We start from the raw sequence: 19,962 nt of genomic DNA, 5'->3' as shown, positions 1-19,962 counted from the left end.
CAGAACTTCATGGTCACATATGACGGTCCGGACCTGCGGCAGGTACTCGCCGAAGTGCTCGACACCGCCCCCGATCGAATTCCCGACACTACGAACCTCATCGAACTCGGACTCGACTCGATCACCATGATGCGCCTGGCCGGTCGATGGCGCCGAGCTGGATTCGAGGTCACCTTCGCCGACCTGGCGGCCGAGCCCACGCTCGCCGCCTGGCAAGCGCTCGCCGCTCAGCGTCTTCGACACGGCGACGTCATCGACGCCGACACGACCACGGCAATCGACGAGCACGCGCCCTTCGAACTGGCGCTGATGCAGCACGCGTATTGGGTCGGTCGGCAGCGTGGCCAGCGCCTGGGAGGGGTGAGCGCGCACTTCTACAACGAGTTCGACGGCACCGGCGTGGAACCGGATCGGCTCCAGTCCGCTGTCGCCACGGTCATCGCCCGACACGGAATGCTGCGGGTCCGCGTCAACGACGACGGTACCCAGGAGATCCTGGAAGACAGTCCGTGGCCAGGGCTGCGCGTGCACAACCTGCGCCCGATGAGCGCGAGCGCGGCGCAGGATCGGCTCGCCGAGTTACGAAGGACGCTGTCACACCGCACGCTCGATATCGGCGTGGGTGAGGTCTTCGATATCCAGATATCCCTGCTACCCGAGGGGATTCGGCCAGGTGGGACTCGAATCCATGTGAACGTGGACATGATCGCGGCCGACGCGCTCAGCCTCCGCGTGCTCTTGCGCGATCTCGCCGCCGCCTACTCCGGCACGGCACTGCCGACGCTGCATTACAGCTTCCCGCGCTATCTGCGTGACCGGGCCACCGCGCGAGCGTCCACATCGCGAGCGCGTGCCGATGATCGTGCGTACTGGCAGGCGCGACTGCCGGAACTGCCCACCTCACCGCAGCTGCCGGCATCGACCCGAGACGGGCTCGACGCGACCACAGTCCTGCGTCGGCACCGGTGGCTCGACCCCCAGCGAGTGCGACGGCTGGAAACTCTCGCTCGTCGACATCGGCTGACCCCGGCCATGGCGTTGGCCGCGATATTCGCCGAAACGCTGACCGGGTGGAGCGCCCGACCACGGTTCCTGCTCAACCTGCCGCTGTTCGATCGTGAGCCGCTCCACGAGGGGGTGGCCGGTGTGGTCGGCGACTTCACCTCCTCGGTTCTGCTCGCCTGGGACGGCGGCGCCCCTGGCAGCTTCGCCGACCGGGCCCTTCTGCTGCAAGCGGGCTTCCACGCCGATGCCGCGCACGCCTCCTACAGCGGTGTCGAGGTGCTGCGTGATCTGTCGCGCCTGCACGGCGAACGCGTGATCGCACCGGTGGTGTACACCAGCGCGCTCGGGCTCGGCGAGTTGTTCCCGGCTTCGGTTCGCGAGCAGTTCGGTGAGGCCGCGTGGATCATCTCGCAGGGCCCGCAGGTGTGGCTCGACGCCCAGGTCACCGAACTCGACGGTGGGCTGCTGGTCAACTGGGACGCACGCGAGGACGCGTTCGCCCCCGGCGTGCTCGACTCGATGTTCGACGCCTACGTCGACTTGCTCGACCGGTTGATCGACCACGAGCAGGCATGGTCGGCGGCGGTGCCCGCGCTGCTGCCCACCGACCAGCTCACGGTCCGTGCCAGGGTGAACGAGACGGTGGGGCTGCGGTCGGGTGTTCGATTGCACGACCGGTTCTTCTCCCGTGCCGCAACGCATCCTGATGTCACCGCCTTGGCGTGGGGTGAATCCGGCGCGATGAGCTACGGCGAACTGAGTGATCGGGCACTGCGACTGGCCGGGCATCTCGTCGCGTCCGGAGCGCAGCGCGGCGATCTGATCGCGGTGACCCTGCCCAAGGGCCCCGAACAGATCGTCGCGGTTCTCGGCGTGCTGGCGACGGGATGCGCGTATCTTCCGATCGGCGTGGATCAGCCTGCGCTGCGCCGGGACCGCATCCACCACGCGGCGGGTGTTCGCCTGGTTGTCGACGACCTCGAGCCCAGCGCGGCCGCGGCGCCGCTGTCGGGGCCGGTCGAGGGTCACGACGGCGACCTTGCCTACGTCATCTACACCTCCGGGTCGACCGGGGAACCCAAAGGCGTCGAGCTGACCCACGCGGCGGCGATGAACACGATCGACGACCTCGGCGAGCGACTCCGGATCGGGCCGGGGGACCGAACGCTGGCTGTATCCGCGCTCGACTTCGACCTGTCGGTGTACGACATCTTCGCCCCGCTCTCCGCCGGCGGCGCGGTGGTGTGTGTCGAGGAGCGGCATCGGCGCGACGCGATCGCCTGGGTGCGATTGCTGCGCAAGCACGCCGTCACGGTGTTGAACTGCGTCCCCGCGTTGCTGGACATGGTGTTGAATGCCGCAGGTGATGACCGCGCCGGGATTGTCCTGCGGGCGGTACTCCTCGGCGGGGACCGGGTGACACTCGACTTGCCGGGCAGGCTGGCCGAGCTCGCGCCCGGCTGCCGGTTCGTCGCGCTCGGCGGCACCACCGAGACCGCCATCCATTCGACCATTCTCGAAGTGGAATCGGTTCTGCCGGAATGGAATTGCGTTCCCTATGGGATGCCGTTGCGTAACGTCGTGTGTCGGGTGGTCGACGAGCTCGGGCGCGACTGCCCGGACTGGGTGCCCGGCGAGTTGTGGATCGGCGGCACGGGCGTGGCTCTCGGCTACCGCAACGACCCGGACCGGACAGCGGACAGATTCGTGCGGCACGACCGCATCCGGCTCTATCGCACCGGAGATCGCGCACGGTATCGGCCGGACGGCACCCTCGAATTCCTCGGTCGCGCCGACCATCAGGTGAAAATCCGCGGTCATCGCATCGAACTGGGGGAGGTCGAGGCCGCGCTTTCGGCGTATCCCTCTGTCGCGCAAGGCATCGCCGTCGTCTTCGGTTCGCGTTCGCTGGGCGCTGTCGTTGTCGCCGCGTCCGGTGAACCACCAGACTCACTGGATATCGAGGGGATCGAGGCTTTCCTCGCCGAGCGACTGTCGGCGGCGATGATCCCGGATCGGATCGTGGTGCTGGAGGCACTGCCGCTCACACCCAACGGCAAGGTCGACCGCTTGGCGATCGCAGCGATACTCGACGAACACGACGCGGGTGCCGAGGAGACCGCCGAGCCCCCGATCGGGGAAGTGGAAGTGCGTGTCGCGCAGGCGTGGTCGGAGGTGCTCGGTGTCGCCGACATCGGTCGCGGACACGACTTCTTCGCACTGGGCGGCGATTCCCTGCTCGCCACGCGCCTGGTCGGCAGGTTGCGTGCGGCCCGCCTGTCCGGCTACGCGTTGGGTGAACTCTTCGCGCACCCACGTCTGGCCGATTTCGCCGCCACGCTGCTGCTCGTGGATTCCCCGGATGAGCAGCCCGAGCCGCTGACCGAGTTGACAGCCGATCACGAGCGCGCACACGAGCCGTTCGACCCGACCGACGTCCAGCGCGCGTACTGGCTCGGCCGATCCCCGGAATTCACCCTCGGTGGTATCGGCTGCCATTTCTATCGCGAGTACGAGGTGGTCGATCTCGACGTGGTGCGGCTGGAGAAGGCGATCGACGTGCTGATCGCACGACACCCCATGCTGCGGGCGGTATTCGACGCCGATGGTCGACAACGCGTACTGCCGCAAGTGCCGCACTTCACGGTCGAGATGACCGAGGTCGCCGACGAAGCCGAGTTGGAGAGGCTGCGCGACACCGCATCGCATCGGGTGTTCGACCCCGCGACCTGGCCACTGTTCTCGATCAGCGGTATGCGGTGCGGGCGGGTGAGCCGGCTCGCCGTCGGGGTGGACAACATCGTTGTCGATGCCCTGTCGATCCTTCGCTTCTACGACGAACTCGGCACGCTGTACGAGAATCCGGACGCCGGGCTACCCGAGATCGGGGTGACCTTCCGTGATTACCTTGTCGGCGCCACGCCGGCAGCCGACGCTGTGGCGGCTGCGCAGCGATACTGGCGTGCCAGGCTCGACGAGATGCCGCCCGCTCCGGCGCTGCCTCTCGCCGTCGAACCCGATCAGATCGACACGCCCCGGTTCGTTCGGCACCAGGGTGAGCTCGACGCGATCGCCTGGCAGTCGCTGACCCGGCGGGCCAAGGAACACGGTGTCACCCCGTCTACGGTGCTGCTGTGCGCTTTTTCCGAGGTGCTGTCCCGGTGGAGCGCAACGCCGGACGTCACCGTCAATGTGACGTTGTTCGACCGACGTGAAGTCCATCCCGACATCAACAACGTGCTCGGCGACTTCACCTCCCTCATGCTGGTGTCACATCATCCGCAACCGGAACGGTCGTGGTCTGAGGTTGTGCGGGCGATGCAGGGCCAGGTGTGGTCCTCGCTCGACCATCGTGGGGTGTCCGGAGTCCAGGTGTTGCGTGAACTGGCGCAGGCGCGCCAGGAACCCACGTTGTCCATGCCGGTCGTGTTCACGAGCGCGCTCGGTGTCCCCGGTGGCACGACCGGCCCGGCGACCGGATTGTTCGCCCGCCAGGTAGGGGGGCTGTCGCAGACCCCGCAGGTGTGGCTCGACCACCAGGTGGTCGAGACGCGGGGCGGTGGCATCGCGGTCAACTGGGATGTCGTAGAGGAACTGTTTCCCGCCGGTCTGATCGAGGAAATGTTCGACGCGTACGTGCGGTTGCTGAACTGGCTGTCGGCGCGGGAGTGGACCTCTCGGCCACCGGATCTGTTGCCCGCCGCGCAGGTTCGCGTACGCGCACAGGTCAACGCAACCGATGGTGCCTTGCCTGATGCTCTGCTGCACGCTGAGTTCTTCCGCGTCGCGAGCGAGCGGCCGGACGGGATCGCGGTGATATCGGACGCGCAGACCTTGACCTACGGTGCACTCGCCGACCGAGCCCTGCGGTTGGCGACGGTGTTGTCGGAGAAGGAGATTCGGCCGGGCGACCCGGTCGCGGTGCACCTGCCCAAAGGCCCCGATCAAATCGTCGCGGTGCTGGGTGTGCTCGCCGCCGGTGGTGCCTATGTCCCCATCGGTGTCGACCAGCCGCCTGCTCGCAAGGACCGGATCCTGGCACAGGCGGGTGCACGGATGGTGATTACCGAGGAGTTCGTCGCTGCGGCCGCCGACGCCGAGCCCGCGGCCTGTCCGTTGCCCGTCACCGCCGACACCCTCGCCTACGTGATCTTCACGTCCGGGTCGACCGGTGCGCCCAAGGGTGTCGAGATCACCCACCGGGCCGCGCTGAACACCGTTGCCGATATCAACGAGCGATTCGAGATGGGGGCGCGGGACCGTTGCCTGGCCGTGTCGGCGCTGGACTTCGACCTGTCGGTATACGACATCTTCGGCATGCTGTCGGTCGGCGGTGCTGTGGTCACCATCACCGAGGCGCAACGGCGAGATGCTCGCGGATGGCTGGAACTCGTTGCCGAGAACCAGGTTTCGGTATGGAACACGGTACCGGCGCTGCTCGACATGCTGCTGACCGTCGGGGCGGGCACACCGGGATCCTTGGACTCACTGCGGGTGGTCATGGTGTCGGGAGACTGGGTCGGCCTCGATCTGCCCGGCCGGCTCGAGGCGGTGACACGAGAATGCCGGTTCATCGCTCTCGGCGGTGCCACCGAGGCGTCGATCTGGTCCAACTATCACGAGGTGATCGACCTCGACCCGGCATGGCGGTCGATTCCGTATGGCCGTCCACTTCGCAATCAGCGGTTCCGGGTGGTCGACGTCTATGGGCGCGACTGTCCCGACTGGACCCCCGGGGAGTTGTGGATCGGGGGAGCCGGGGTGGCCAAGGGCTATCGAGGCGCCCCTGAACTCACCGAACATCACTTCGTCGAAGGAGAATCGCGCTGGTACCGCACCGGCGACACCGGCAGGTATCGGCCCGACGGCACGCTCGAGTTCCTCGGCCGCACCGACCACCAGATCAAGATTCGCGGGCACCGGATCGAACTGGGCGAGATCGAAGCGGCTCTGCACGGCTGCGCGGGGGTCGGTCAGGCGGTGGTCGTCGTGTCCGGGAGCGGAACCTCCGCACGGCTGATCGCGGCTGTGGTTCCGGCACCGGGTCGGGACGGAACGATCGCCGGCGGCGAAGCGTCGCCGCCCGACGCTGCCGCCGCGCGTGAGCGTGACCGGGGCATCGAGTCCGCCGCGGTCGCGTCCGCGCTGGTCGGGCTGCTCCACCTCGACAGCACCGCGATGCCGACCGTGACCCAACTCCGCGATCGGCTCGGCGTCGCCGAGGAATACCTCGATGTGCTCCGGCTGTGGATGCGCTGGCTCGCCGACACCAAGGCGATCGTGATCGACGGCGAACTCCTGCGGTCTGGACCCGAATTTCCCACCACCGAGCCATCGTTCGGCGACGATTCCTATGGTCGGCTCATCGCCTCGGCGTATGGACGACTCGGCGAACGGCTCGACGACTACCGGCGAATCCTGGCCGGAACCCTCGACGTCGCCGTCCTGCTCGATGATGACGTGCTCGCACCCGCGGCACTCGCCGCGATCGATCCGGGGACGGGCCCGGCACTGGCGCAGATGAGCGCGCGCATCGCCGAGCTCGCCCGAGAACTCGGCCGGCCGGTTCGAGTTACCGAACTCGACGGACGGTCCGGTGACACCGCCACTCGAATACTGAAATCCCTGTCGCCGCAGCAGGTGTGCTACACCGTGCTGGACGAGGCCCCCGCGATGATCGCCGCGGCACGCAGCGCGTTGACCGGGTTCGGCCACGACACCGATTGCCGTGTCTTCGACGGCGACCAGGTACCCGACGACCTGCGAAACCAGTTCGACATCGTTGTCGCCAACAATGTGCTGCACCGTCGAGCCGATCCGGCCAGTGGGCTCGTCCTGGCAGGTCTGCTGCTTCGTCCTGGCGGTGAGCTGCTGGCGGTCGAGCGCGAGGAACTCACTCCGGTCGCGCTGATGACCGCGGCCCTGCTCGATCGTGGCTATGCCGGTCTCGATCCGGCGCGCCGGGCCGCGGGCTCACCGATGCTCCCCGGCAGGGAATGGGCGCGGCTCGCCTGCGCCAGCGGGTTCGACGAAGTATCGCAGCGGCCCGTCGCGCACTCGTTCTCGATCGTGTTGCGTGGCACTCGTCCGCACGACGCGATCGTGCTCGAGTCGGCCGCGATACGCGAGCAGCTCGACGCGGTGCTCCCTGGTCACATGGTGCCGGATCGCATCGAAGTCCTTGCCGCGCTGCCACTGTCGCTCAACGGAAAGGTGGACCGGGTCGCGCTCGCTCGACGCGGCACCGAGCACTCCGACGGTGGCGGGCAGGCGCCGGCGACCGAACTGGAGAAAACCGTCGCCACCATGTGGCAGGCGGCACTGAAAGTCGAATCGATCGGCCGGGACCAGAACTTCTTCGAACTCGGTGGTGACAGCTTGCTCGCAACCCGGTTCCTCGAAGACATCCGCGTCCGGCTCGGCGTCGAACTGCCGATGCGCCGAATGTTCGCGGCGGCCACCGTCGCCGCGGTGGCGGCGGCCATCACGGCCGAGCAGGGCAACGGACACGACGAACCGGCCGCCGACATGGAGGAGGGCGAGCTGTGATCGGGATCCTGGGCGCGACCGGTGCGGTCGGCCGACAGGTCGCTCGGCTCCTGGCGGCCGAACAACATCACCCGCTGCGACTCGGCGGACGTGACGGCGCCTCGGTGCGCCGGTGTGCCGACGAGCTCGGTATCGCGGCACAGGCGATTTCCGTCGACATCACCGATGAAGCCGCACTCGCTGACTTCGTTCGAGGATGTCGGCTGGTGGTGACCTGCGCGGGTCCGTCCCACCGGATGGCCGGCCCGATCGCCTCGGCCGCGATCGACGCCGGGGCCGACATCGTCGACGCCGGCGGGAACAGCGCGATCGCGGCGATGGACACCGGCGATCGCACCGCCGTGTTCTTCGCCGGGGCGCTGCCCGGCCTGTCGGGGATTCTCCCGCGCTGGCTGGCACGCGACTTCGACAGTGTGCGCGATCTGCTCGCCTACAGCGGCGCGCTCGACCACTTCAGCGCGGCCGGTGCCGAGGACTACCTCGACGGTGTGTTCGGTGCCGGCACAGAACCACTCGCGGCGTGGCGCGATGGTCGACCGGTCGACAATGTCTTGACCAGAGCACGGATCGACCTGCCTGGATTCGGTTCCGATGCGATGGCGTTGCCCTACCTCGACGACGAGTCCAGACGGCTGGCGACCGATCTGTCGCTGCGCGACGGCCAGTGGTACTCGGTCGTCGATGGTCGCCACCTCGGCGCGGCGCTGGATCAGGCCCGCGCGCTGAGCTCGGCCGACGCTGTCACCAGACTTCGCCGCGCCGCCGCCCTCGACCTCGCCGGGCGCGAGCCGCACGTCACCTTCCTGGTCCAGGCCCGCGGCCTGCGTGCGGGACGAGCGCTCACCCGCACCGCGGTGCTGCGCGCCGCGGGCATCGCCGACCTCACCGCGACGGCTACCGGACTCGCGGCGCTGGCGGTGATCGGTGGGGGGATCGCGCCAGGCGCCCATCATGCGGCGACCGTACTCGACCCGCCGTACATCGTCGACACGTTGCTGACCGCCTCGGCGCTGCACGAGTTGTCGGTACACGACAGCTCGATCGCGGAACTGGCGATGGTCGAAGAGGGTGCGTTGTGAATGCCCCGCTGAAGGTCGTGGTCGCTGGTTCGACCTTCGGCCAGTTCTACCTGGCTGCCCTCGCGCGACTCCCCGAGCATTTCGAGCTGGTCGCCATGATCGGCAAAGGCAGCCAACGGTCACGCGACTGCGCGGCCCGCCACGACGTACCGCTGTTCACCGATCCGGCGCAGCTGCCCGAGGACGTCGACCTCGGTTGCGTCGCCGTGCGATCCAGCGTCATGGGTGGTGCGGGAACCGAACTCTCGCAGGCACTTCTGACGCGCGGGATCACCGTGGTTCAAGAACATCCGGTCCACCACGACGACGTCGCGGCGTGCCTGCGTACCGCTCGAACACACGGGGCCGGCTACCAGCTCGGCGATCTCTACCCGCAGCTACCCGCGGTTCGCCGGTTCGTGGCGGCCGCACACGTAGCGCGCGCGGCGGGCCCGATCACTCACGTCGATGCCGCGTGTTCGGTACAAGTGGCGTTTCCCCTGGTGCACATCCTGAGCCGAGCGCTCGGCGCACTGCGTCCGTGGCGCTTCTCGCCCGCCACCTCGGCTGGCGGTCCGTTCGACGTCGTGACCGGGGTCGTCGCCGGTATCCCGCTGATCCTGCGCGTACACAACGAAGTCGACCCCACTGATCCGGACAACCACATCCACCTGCTCCACCGGATAACTCTCGGTACCGCGAGCGGCAGCCTGACGCTCACCGACACCCACGGCCCGGTCACCTGGAACCCCCGATTGCACATCCCGGACACGGTGAAGGACGCCTTCGACTTCGACGATCCACGCTCAGCACATCTGGGCGAGGCTGGCACGACATTCCTCGGCCCGTCGACCGTGCCCGACTACCGCCATCTGCTCTCGCGTGTCTGGCCGGCCGCGATCGGCGCTGACCTGCTCGCCGCGGCCGATGACCGTTCCAGGGCCGTCCGCGCACCCGCCCACGCACAACAACTGCTCAGCGCGTGCCGCATGTGGCAGGACCTGACCGAGGCCCTCGGATATCCGACGTTGCGGCCGGGCCAAACCCATAACCCGCTGCCTGTCGGCGCGCTGACGGCCGCTGTAGCTCGAATAGGAAACAACTGATGCACGCTGTGCTCTACCCACCGGAAGAAGTAGCTGTCGGATCCGGCGACGATGTCATCTACATCGATGTCGATGCCCATCTCGCGGTGATCCTGGCAGAACTCGAGCGTCGAACACCAACCAAGATCACGCTCCCCTCGGCGCTGCTGTGGCGGCTGTGTGCCGAGCCGGCGGCGTTCATGACCGACCTGTCATCGATTCGTGAGGTGGTTCACCTCGGTCCGCCGCCGAGTGAACGCGAATTGAGCTGTGCCACCGAGGTATTCGGTTCGATCCTGGTTCACGTCCCCGAACCGGGCGCGGTAGGGGACGGGGCACGTGTGGTCGCGGCGGCGCGCGCCGCCGCGGACACGGTCGTGGCGGGAATCGCCGATCATCAAGTGGCCGAGTATGTCTCGGCGATCCGGGTAGCGGAACTGGGGTCGATGCTCTTCGCCCTGCAGCGCCACGGCGTCCTCGACGACCCGGCCCGCGTCGACAGCTGCGAGAGGGTGCTGGTAGCGGCCGATGTCGCCGCGGAGCACCACGCGGTGATCCGCCGGTGGCTGCGGGGCCTCACCGAGAACGGTGTCCTCGTCGCCGACGGCGACGACTACCGCGGCACTCGACCGGTACGCGGCGAGGATCTTCGTGACGCGTGGCGACGAGTCCATCACGCGTGGACAGGTGTGCTCGGCCCCAGCGCGTTCGTCGACTACCTCGAGGTCAACGCCCTGCGACTCGACGATCTGATGAGTGGACGTGACCACGCGGTCGAATTGCTCTTCCCCCACGGCCGAACCGACATCGCCGACGCTGTCTACCGCGACACCGTCACCGCGCGATATCTCAACAGCGCGATCGCCGCCGCCGTCGCTGAACTGGCAGCACAGCGGCCGCTGCGAATTCTGGAAGTCGGCGCGGGCACCGGCGCGACAACGGAGGCAGTCGCCGCCGCGCTCGGACCCGACCCGCGGGTCGATTACCTGTTCACCGACGTGTCGCGGTTCTTCCTCGCCACCGCCAAAGGCCGCCTCGCCGAATATCCCTGGATCGACTACGGCCTGCTCGACATCGACGCGATCGAGACAACCAGGTCCTACGACGTGATCATCGCGGCGGGGGTGCTCAACAACGCGCGCAACACCGACGAGACCGTCGCGGCGCTCATCGCCGCGCTCGCGCCGGGCGGCTGGCTGTTGATCACCGAACCCGTGCTGGAGAACCTGGAAATCCTCGGCTCCCAGGCTTTCATGATGACCCGTCCCACCGACGCGCGTGCCGCCTCGCAGAGCACTTTCCTGTCCGAGCCGCAGTGGCTCGAGGTGCTCAGCGGGCTGGCCGAGGTCGCCGTCCTTCCGGACGCGGGGCATCCGCTGGCGCCGCTCGGCCAGCGACTGTTCCTCGGCAGACGCTCGTGACCGCCCTGCGCTGCAGCCACGTGCAGTGTCGAGTACGCGACATCGGCGAAGCGGTCGCGGACTTCACCGCGCTCGGCTTCACCATCGCCTGGGGCAGCGACCCACGCACCGCGCACAACGCGCTGATCTGGTTCGCCGACGGGCCGTTCATCGAATTATACGAATTGCCAACGCGATTCGCCGCGCTTCGGGTGCCGTTCTCGGCTGTGTACGGACGTGCTGCCGGAACCCGGTTGGCCAAATGGGCGCAGCCGGGCGAGGGCTGGCGCGACCTCGCAGTGGAGACGAGCGACATCACCTTGGCGGAGACGCACCGTGCGATCCGGGGAGTCGGACTGCCGGTGTCGCGAGTCGTCAAGGGAAAACGGACGAGACCGGACGGACAGCGCGTGCGCTATGAGTTCCTGGCCCCTCGTACTTCGGGACTGCCGTTCGTTGTATCAGGTTACGCGGCGGCGCAACGAGATCGGGCCGTATCGCATGCCAACGGCGCTCGAGCGGTCGCGACCGTCCACTTCGGCGTGGCCGACCGCGACCGGGCGGCGTTCGACACGTTGGTCGGCGACCAACGGCGAATCACAGTCCGACCGGCCACCAGCACCGGTGTGCTCGGCATCGAACTGTCCGGGCTGGCAACCGAACTGGACCCGAGCAAACTGCACGGCGCGGCGATCGGGGCGAGGGTGCGTGATGGACGCTAGTTTCACCGGGCAGCTCATCCGCCCCGGCGACCCCGCCTACGACGCCGCGCGACGGGTGCGCAATCCCCGTGCCGACCGTGAACCCGCGCTGATCGCACGGTGCGCCGACGTCACCGACGTGGTCGCTGTCGTGCGATACGCGCGGCGGGCCGGGTTGCCGATCGCGGTGCGCGGCGGCGGCGCGAATGTCGCGGGCTGGGGGACGTGCGACGGCGGTGTCGTGATCGACCTCAGCCTCATGCGCCGGATCGAGATCGCGCCGGAGAGCCGGATGGCGATAGCCGAACCCGGGGTCACCTGGGGCGAGTTCGACGCCGCTACCCAGCGACACGGCCTAGCCCTTCCTGGTCCACGCAACCCCGATGTGGGCATCGCCGGGCACACGTTGGGCGGCGGCGTCGGAGATATCTCCCGGATGTACGGGTTGACCAGCGACAACGTAGTGTCGTTCGACCTGGTTACGGCCGCGGGCGAGCGGGTGCGGGCGAGCGCGACCGAGAACCGCGACCTGTTCTGGGGACTGCGTGGCGGCGGCGGAAACTTCGGCGTGGTCACCACATTCACCTACCGACTCCATCCGGTGGCCGGAGTCGTCGCGGGCCCGCTGCTGTTCCCGGCCGCCGACGCCGAAGACGTCCTGCGCCGGACTCGGGACTGGTTGGCGACCGCACCGGACGCCGCCTCTGTCGTGGCTCTGGTCTGGACGGCTCCGCCGCTCGAATTCATCCCGGAGCCATGGCAGTTCGAGCGCTGCGTAGTACTCGTTCCGACCTGGTTCGGAAATCCTGACCGAGCCGAGACCGTGCTCGACCCGTTACGGCGGGGCGCGGTGTCCGACCGGATCCGGCCCATGCGGTACGTGGATTATCAACGGTTGTTGCCCTCACCGCCGAACGCCCACCAGCAACAGGTCTACAACCGTGGCGAGTTGCTCGACGAGTTGTCCGACGCCACTATCGCCTCGCTGCTCGCGCAGTGGCGCGCGGCGGGCCCGAACTTCTCGCTCGTGTTCGGGGCGCTCGGCGGCGCGATCAGTCGCGCACCCGCGGGCCCCACCGCCTTCGTCCATCGACACGCGACGTGGTTCGTCGAGGTGTGCGCCCAATGGTTCGGCGCACCCGACAGCGAGCCGCACCTGGGACCCGCTCGTCGGGCGTGGCAGTCGCTCGCCGATGTCAGCAGCGGACCCTACGTCAATCTGCTGCCCGACCCCGAGCCCGAATGGGTCGACCGAGCCTATGGGCCGACCGCCGTGGCCGCGCTGGCCGACCTGAAACGGCAATGGGATCCAGGCAACGTCTTTCGCTTCAACGCCAATGTGGCGCCAGATCTAGGAGTTCACAGATGAGAGCCGCACAACTGATCACCGAACTGTCCCGCGCCGGCGTTCGGCTGTGGGAAGAGGACGGCAAACTCCGCTACCGCGCGCCCAAGGGTGCGCTCACCCCGGAGCGGCTCGCCACACTGCGCGCGACCAAGGACGGGGTGCTCGCGGAACTGCGTGAGCAGCACACCCTGCCGACGATGACATCGGATCGCCTGGCACGGTATGACCCCTTCCCGCTCACCGACGTCCAGGCCGCCTACCTGGTCGGCCGCAATGAGGCGTTCGGATACGGCGCAGTCGCCTGTCATGTGTATCTGGAAGTCAACTATCCCGATCTCGATCCGGTCCGCGCCGAGGCGGCGTGGAACCGGTTGATCGAGCGGCACGACATGCTCCGGATGACGGTCTCGGCCGAGGGCTATCAGCAGGTGCTGCCCACGGTCGGACATCTGGTGGTGCCCGCCGACGACCTGCGTGGCCGCGGCGGCGAGGCGATCGAGTCCGTGTTGACGACCGTCCGGTCCGACATGGGACATCGGGTCTACGATCCTGGCCGCTGGCCGTTGTTCGACCTGCGGATCAGCCGGCTCGACCAGCGCGCGATCCTGCACCTGTCGATGGATTTCCTCGTCGCGGACTGGGCCAGCATCTGGCTGCTCCTCGCGGAGTTCGAAGCGCTGCATGCCGATCCCGAACTCGAGTTGTCCACCGTGGACGTCCGGTTCCGCGACTACCTGCTCGCCGAGCGCGCACTGCGGGAAACGGGACGGTTCGATCGCGACCGCGAGTACTGGCACGCTCGGGTGGACAGCCTGCCCCCAGCGCCGGAACTCCCTGTGCTGGAGCCGGATCCGAACGCTGCCGCGCGATTCCATCGGCGGTTTCTGCGGATGGACGTCGCACGGTGGCGCCAGCTCGAACAACACGCGCGTGCGCACGCGCTCACCCCCTCGTCGGTGGTCCTCGCCGCGTACGCCGCGACCATCGAGCGGTGGAGCGCATCGCCTCGGTTCACCCTCAATCTGACCGTGCTCAACCGCCTGCCACTACATCCCCAGATCGGGCAGGTAGTCGGCGACTTCACCTCGGTGAGCCTGCTCGAGGTGGACCGGACCGCCGCTGCGACGTTTACCGAGCAGGCTGCCGCGCTCGCCGCGCAACTGTTCGACGATCTCGACCATCGTCTGTGCTCAGGGGTCGAGGTGTTGCGCGAGGTCGCCCGTCGCAAGGGCCGTGACGCAGCACTCATGCCCATTGTCTTCACCAGCGCGATCGGGCTCAGCGACGGTGGACAGCTCGCGACCGGTCGCCTCGACGGCTTCGGCATCACCCAGACACCACAGGTGTTCATCGACTGCCAGGCCATGGACGACGCGCACGGTCTACAGGTCAACTGGGATGTGCGCGAGGGTGTGTTCCCCGACGGCGTGGTCGATGACATGTTCGCCGCGTTCGAATCCCTGCTGCGCGCGCTGGCCGCCGATCCGGCGAGTTGGTCAACCACCCACCCGGTGCCGTTACCGGGGTGGCAGGCAGCCGAGCGTGCGGCGGTCAACGCGACCGCGGCCCCGTTGCCGGAGGTTTCGCTGCACACCGAGGTCTTCGCGCAGGCCACCCGCACACCCGACGCCGTAGCGGTGATCGATCCGCGCGGCGATGTCACCTTCGCGGAGCTGGCCGGGCGCGCGACGGCGGTGGCCGAGGCGCTGCACGCGGCGGGTTGCGCGCGCGGCGAGCGGATCGCGATCGTCATGGACAAGGGCGTGGACCAGGTCAGCGCCGTGCTCGGGACGTTGCTCGTGGGCGCGGTGTACTTGCCGGTCGATACCGTCCAGCCACCGTTGCGCCGCGCGGGAATCCTCGGTGACGCGGGCGTGCGCGTGGTGCTCACCCAGTCGTGGCTGCCCGGTCAGTGGCCCGAGGGAGTCGAGCCCATCGACGTGGATCTGCTCACGGCCGGGTCGACCCCACCCACCGTGATCGAGGATGACCCCGACGCCGCGGCCTACGTGATCTACACCTCCGGTTCGACCGGCAAGCCCAAAGGCGTTGTCATCAGCCACCGCGCCGCGCTGAACACCATCGCCGACATCAACGCTCGTTTCGGCGTCGGTCCCGGCGACCGTGCGCTCGGTCTGGCGAACCTGGGATTCGACCTGTCCGTCTACGACATCTTCGGCCCGCTGAGTGTCGGCGCGACCCTGGTCCTCCCCGACACCGAACGTCGCAGCGACCCATCGCATTGGGTGGAGCTGATCGAACGTCACCGGATCACGCTGTGGAACTCGGTGCCGGCGTTGATGCAAATGCTGGCGACCTACCTGATGACGGAATCCGCCGAGCGTTCGGGACTGTCGTGCTTGCGGCTGGCGCTGCTGTCGGGCGACTGGATCCCGACCACGCTCGCCGACGAGATCCGCGCGCACATCCCCGGACTCGACGTGATCGGCCTCGGTGGCGCGACGGAGGCGGCGATCTGGTCGAACTACCACCGGATCGGCGGGCTCGACGAGGGTTGGCGCAGCGTCCCGTACGGGAAACCGCTGGCGAACCAGGGTTTTCGAGTGCTCGATCAGGCGATGCGTGACTGCCCGGTCTGGGTTCCCGGCGAACTCTGTATCGCGGGGGCGGGCCTTGCCCTCGAGTACCTGGGTGATCCGCGGAAGACCGAGGAACGCTTCGTCGTCCATCCCGACGGTGAACGTCTGTACCGCACCGGCGATCTGGGCAGGTACCGGCCCGACGGTCTGCTCGAGTTTCTCGGCAGACGCGACACCCAGGTCAAGATCCGCGGTCACCGCATCGAACTCGGCGAGATCGAGAACGCCCTGCTCGCCCATCCCGCGGTCGCCGCGGCCGCCGTGGTGGTGGACGAGAACGCGATGGGCGAACGCGGTCTGCTCGCGGCCGTGGAACCGGCCAGGATCACCGAGCCGCAGCCGACGGACGAGCGAACGACGACGTTGGTGCGCGCGGCCGCCGATCGGGTGGCGCCAACCGTCGAACGCGAATACGTCCAACGCTACGTCGCAGCGATCGATCGGGCGGTGCTGGCGTCGATGGCCGACGCGCTCAGCCGGCTCGGGGATACCGAACAGCAGGTCATGGCCGCCGTCGCCCCCGAACACCACTGGCTGGTTCGCCGCTGGCGCGCCTTGCTCGCCGATGCCGATCTCTCCGGTGTTCCGCCGAACCCCGCCGCACTGTGGGACGCGGCCGAACACGCGTGGTCGGGCCTCGGTTCCGCGGAGTTCGTCGCCTACCTGCGACGCAACGCCACCCTGCTTCCCGAGCTGCTGACCGGCAGGCAGGATCCGGTGGCTTTGCTCTTTCCCCAAGGGGAGTTCGAGACAGCGAACTCGCTCTACCGGGGCAACGTCATGGCCGAGTACCTCAACCGCGCGGTCGCCACGGTGCTGCATCGACTCGCTGCCCACGGCACGCGACCCGACCGGTTGCGAGTGCTGGAAGTGGGCGCGGGAACCGGCGGCACCACCCAGGCTGTGCTCGCGGCGTTGGACGGCTTCGCCGTCGATTACCACTACACCGACGCCTCACCGTTCTTCCTGCCCACCGCGCGGTCGGGATTCGGCGACCGGCCCGGTCTGTCCTTCGGCGTCTTCGATGTCGATATCGACTGTCGCGCACAGGGTTTGGCGCCGGGCAGCTTCGATGTCGTCATCGCCGCCGGGGTTCTGGAGAACGCGAGGAACATTCGCGCGGCGCTGGCGGGCTTACGTGATCTGGCCGCGCCCGGCGGCTGGCTGGTGATCACCGAACCGACCAGGGAACATCCCTGGATCATGGCTTCGCAGGCATTCATGATGACACCCCCCGAAGACGACCGACGCACCGACGGACCTTCCTACCTGGACCGCGACGGCTGGCTGACAGCCCTGAACGAACTGGGCGCCGAGACGGTCCTGTGCCTGCCCGACGACGACCACCGGCTGGCGCCGCATGCGATCTGCCTGTTCGCCGCACGCGTGAAGACCGATCAGCGACCCGTCGGAGCCCCCGAACTCGCGCGCTTCCTCGCAGACCGAATCCCGAGTCAGATGATCCCGTCGCACATCCAGGTGGTCGATGCCCTGCCGTTGACCGAGAACGGCAAGGTGGACCGCCGCGCACTGGCGAATTGGCGGCCCGTGGTGAGCGACGGCGGGGTGCTGTCGATCGACGACGAACCCGCCGACGACCTCGAGCGGACGCTTGCCGAGAAATGGGCACAGGCATTGGCGATCAGCGCGATCGGCCGTACGGAAAGCTACTTCGACCGAGGCGCGGATTCGCTGATCATGGCCCGAATGGCGGGCAGGCTACGCGAGGAACTGCCCCAAGCCGCCGACGTCGCCTACGACACACTGCTGCGGCACATGCTCAACGCGCCGACGGTCGCGGCATCAGCGGACTTCCTGCGCCAGCGTGCCGCAGGCCCGGTGCCGGCGGGAAGGACTCGTTCGGGCAGCAACGCGGCGCTCGTCTCGTTCAGCGCCACGGGCACCGGTCCGCTGCGGGTGATGTTCCATGCCGGTCTCGGCACCATGGAATGCTATCGGCCGCTGGCCGCGCGGCTTGTCGCGCAGGATCTCGGCCCGGTGGCGGGAATCGTCATCCAAGACGCCGAGCAGTACTGCGCGCTCGACGACCGCGAGGTCATCGAGCGGCTGTCCGACGATTACGCCCAGCGTCTCGTCGACGAAGGACACGACAGTTACCAGCTCATCGGCTACTGCTTGGGCGGCATGTACGCGGCCGAGGTATCGCGTCGGCTCATGGAGCGTGGCGTCGAGGTCGTCGATCTCGTACTGGCCAGCAGCCATCCCGTGCTCCAGCAGGTCGACGACGACCTGATGATCGAATCGATGTTCCCGCCCAACATCGGACTGACCATGTCCCAGCTCGGTTTCGGCGAGGTGGATTCCGGTGCCGCGGTCGATGAGTTCATGCGCATCGTCGACAAGCACGACGGCCGGATTCCGGCTGGTGCGCTGGTGGAACTCGACGGGCCGATCGGTGAGTTCTATCGGCGCATGGACGCGGTCGACCGTGAGGAGCGATTCGCCATGTACGCGGCAGCGGCGTCGCGCGCGACCGGGCGAGAAATGGTGCCGGAACTGGTATCGGGGATGTTCCGCGTCTTCCGCCAGAGTTTCCGCGCCGCGCGATTCGATGTCGAGCCCTACGCCGCCGACATCCGCTTCCTCCAGCCTGCCGGAGCATCCGGGTTCGCTCCGGGAATGGAGGAGCTGACGTTGAAATTCTGGCGAGACGCCTGCCTCGGTGAATTCGCCGTCACCGAGATCGAAGGAAACCATTTCACCTGTGTCACCGAGCCTCATGTGGCGCGGGTGGCCGAACTGATCGCCGCACCCCTGCGCGCGGAGATCGAGGAGCGACCGTGACCGCCCACCGCTACGACGAGACAGTATCGACGGGCACCTTCGACCCGCTCACCGTCATATCGGCGGCTGTCCGGACCGGCCTGTTCACCGACTATGTGATGTACGAGCGTGCCGGTTGCTGGTACTTGGCAGGCCGTCCGGTCTGGGAAGTCATCGTCAGCCATGGCGTGGTCCGCGCGGGTCGCGACGCGAAGGAGATCGCGTTGCGATGGTCGGGCACCCCGTGGCAGGCGGTACACAAGGCGCTGAACCTGGCGCCGGCCCGGGACTGGCGCGCGTTCGGCTGGGCGGCCTTCGAACTGGCTATCGCCGAGGCAACCCATTCGGACACGTTGGCGCACTTGATGATCCCGGGGTTGGAGTTGCAGGTCACCACAGACCGCATCGTCATCCGATCGGCAGTTGCGGGTGTTGCCGTGGCCCTGGAAGCCGCACTTGCCAAGGCCGTCACACCGTCACTGTCGGTCGGGCAGCAAGCCGTTTCCTGGACGGCAGCCGATCCGCACTACCTCGACGCGGTCGCGCAGGCCGTGCGTCGGATTCAGAACGGCGAGCTGCGCAAGGTGATCCTCTCTCGGGCAGTCGAGGTGCCGTTCGAGGTGGACATGGTGGCCAGCTACCTCAAAGGACGGGCAGCGAACACCCCGGCTCGGTCCTTTCTGCTCGATCTCGGCGGCTGGCAAGCGGCCGGGTTCAGTCCGGAGACTGTCGTCGAGGTCGACCCCACGGGGACGGTGTCCTCGCAACCGCTGGCGGGCACCCGCCGCCGCACCGGCGACGCCGATATCGACGAGGCACTGCGCGAGGAGCTGCACGCCGATCCGAAAGAGGTGTTCGAACATGCCACCTCGGTCAAATTGGCGGTGGAGGAACTCACCACTGTCGGGCGCGCGGGATCGACGCACATCAGCGAATTCCTCGCCATCAAGGAACGCGGCAGCGTCCAGCACCTCGCCTCACGCGTGGTCACCGAACTCGCGGAGCCGCACTCGTCCTGGGACGCGCTCGGAGCGGTATTCCCCGCCATCACCGCCTCCGGGATTCCCAAATCCGCGGCATACGAGGTGATATCGGAGCTCGAACGGGAACCGCGCGGCCTCTACGCCGGTGCGGTGCTGATGGCCACCGAGAACGGCATGCTCGACGCCGCGCTCGTGCTGCGCGCGGTATATCGGCGCGGCGGCCGGACCTGGCTCCGCGCGGGCGCAGGGGTCGTCGCCGCCTCGACACCCGAGCGAGAACACGAGGAGACCAGCGAGAAGCTCGCCAGTGTCGCACCGCATCTTGTTCCCGCCATGGCGCCCGTGCCGGTGTGAGGGCTGCCGGATGATCATTCGTCGACCGTGCTGACAAGGAAATTAGTGTACCCTTCTTTATTGAACGGTGTTCTAACCCGTGTGTAGGTCCCCTC

The 19,962-nt window shown here is 67.9% G+C and carries 8 protein-coding genes; all 8 read left to right on the top strand.

The features are described from left to right. Nucleotides 1-9: 9 nt before the first annotated feature. The 8 genes from ACFWUP_RS03185 to ACFWUP_RS03150 are packed head-to-tail and all read left to right on the top strand — an operon-like array spanning nt 10 to nt 19,867. A complete protein-coding gene (locus ACFWUP_RS03185; RefSeq protein WP_379230219.1) occupies nt 10-7,554 on the top strand; it encodes an amino acid adenylation domain-containing protein in 7,545 nt (2,514 codons plus the stop codon). Beyond that, entirely contained in the window at nt 7,551-8,633 is a 1,083-nt protein-coding gene (locus tag ACFWUP_RS03180; RefSeq protein WP_379230217.1) for a saccharopine dehydrogenase NADP-binding domain-containing protein, read from the top strand. The genes ACFWUP_RS03185 and ACFWUP_RS03180 overlap by 4 nt, the downstream gene beginning before the upstream one ends. After that, nucleotides 8,630-9,718 (top strand): Gfo/Idh/MocA family oxidoreductase, encoded by a 1,089-nt coding sequence (locus ACFWUP_RS03175; RefSeq protein WP_379230215.1) that lies wholly within the window; start codon nt 8,630-8,632, stop codon nt 9,716-9,718. The genes ACFWUP_RS03180 and ACFWUP_RS03175 overlap by 4 nt, the downstream gene beginning before the upstream one ends. After that, the gene (locus ACFWUP_RS03170; RefSeq protein ID WP_379230214.1) at nt 9,718-11,118 is read left to right on the top strand and encodes a methyltransferase; all 1,401 of its coding nucleotides are present in this window, start codon (nt 9,718-9,720) and stop codon (nt 11,116-11,118) included. The genes ACFWUP_RS03175 and ACFWUP_RS03170 overlap by 1 nt, the downstream gene beginning before the upstream one ends. Further along, on the top strand, nt 11,115-11,819 hold the full coding sequence (locus tag ACFWUP_RS03165) for a VOC family protein (protein ID WP_379230212.1): 705 nt from the start codon (nt 11,115-11,117) through the stop codon (nt 11,817-11,819). The genes ACFWUP_RS03170 and ACFWUP_RS03165 overlap by 4 nt, the downstream gene beginning before the upstream one ends. Continuing rightward, entirely contained in the window at nt 11,809-13,167 is a 1,359-nt protein-coding gene (locus ACFWUP_RS03160; RefSeq protein WP_379230210.1) for an FAD-binding oxidoreductase, read from the top strand. Before ACFWUP_RS03165 ends, ACFWUP_RS03160 begins: the two co-directional genes overlap by 11 nt. After that, nucleotides 13,164-18,551 carry an amino acid adenylation domain-containing protein gene (locus ACFWUP_RS03155; protein WP_379230209.1) on the top strand — a complete coding sequence of 1,796 codons (5,388 nt, stop codon included), beginning with the start codon at nt 13,164-13,166 and terminating at the stop codon, nt 18,549-18,551. The genes ACFWUP_RS03160 and ACFWUP_RS03155 overlap by 4 nt, the downstream gene beginning before the upstream one ends. Continuing rightward, nucleotides 18,548-19,867, top strand: a complete 1,320-nt coding sequence (locus tag ACFWUP_RS03150) for a salicylate synthase (protein ID WP_379230207.1) — start codon at nt 18,548-18,550, stop codon at nt 19,865-19,867. Before ACFWUP_RS03155 ends, ACFWUP_RS03150 begins: the two co-directional genes overlap by 4 nt. The last annotated feature ends 95 nt before the right edge of the window (nt 19,868-19,962 follow it).

The organism is Nocardia sp. NPDC058658 (assembly GCF_042716665.1).
Taxonomy (GTDB): Bacteria; Actinomycetota; Actinomycetes; order Mycobacteriales; family Mycobacteriaceae; genus Nocardia.
Note: the sequence above shows the minus strand (reverse complement) of the source record. Positions and strands in the feature narration are given on the sequence as shown.

Coding starts and splice junctions, on each gene's coding strand:
- ACFWUP_RS03160 (WP_379230210.1), top strand. CDS start 11,809: ATGGACGCTAGTTTCACCGGGCAGCTCATCCGCCCCGGCGACCCCGCC.
- ACFWUP_RS03185 (WP_379230219.1), top strand. CDS start 10: ATGGTCACATATGACGGTCCGGACCTGCGGCAGGTACTCGCCGAAGTG.
- ACFWUP_RS03155 (WP_379230209.1), top strand. CDS start 13,164: ATGAGAGCCGCACAACTGATCACCGAACTGTCCCGCGCCGGCGTTCGG.
- ACFWUP_RS03170 (WP_379230214.1), top strand. CDS start 9,718: ATGCACGCTGTGCTCTACCCACCGGAAGAAGTAGCTGTCGGATCCGGC.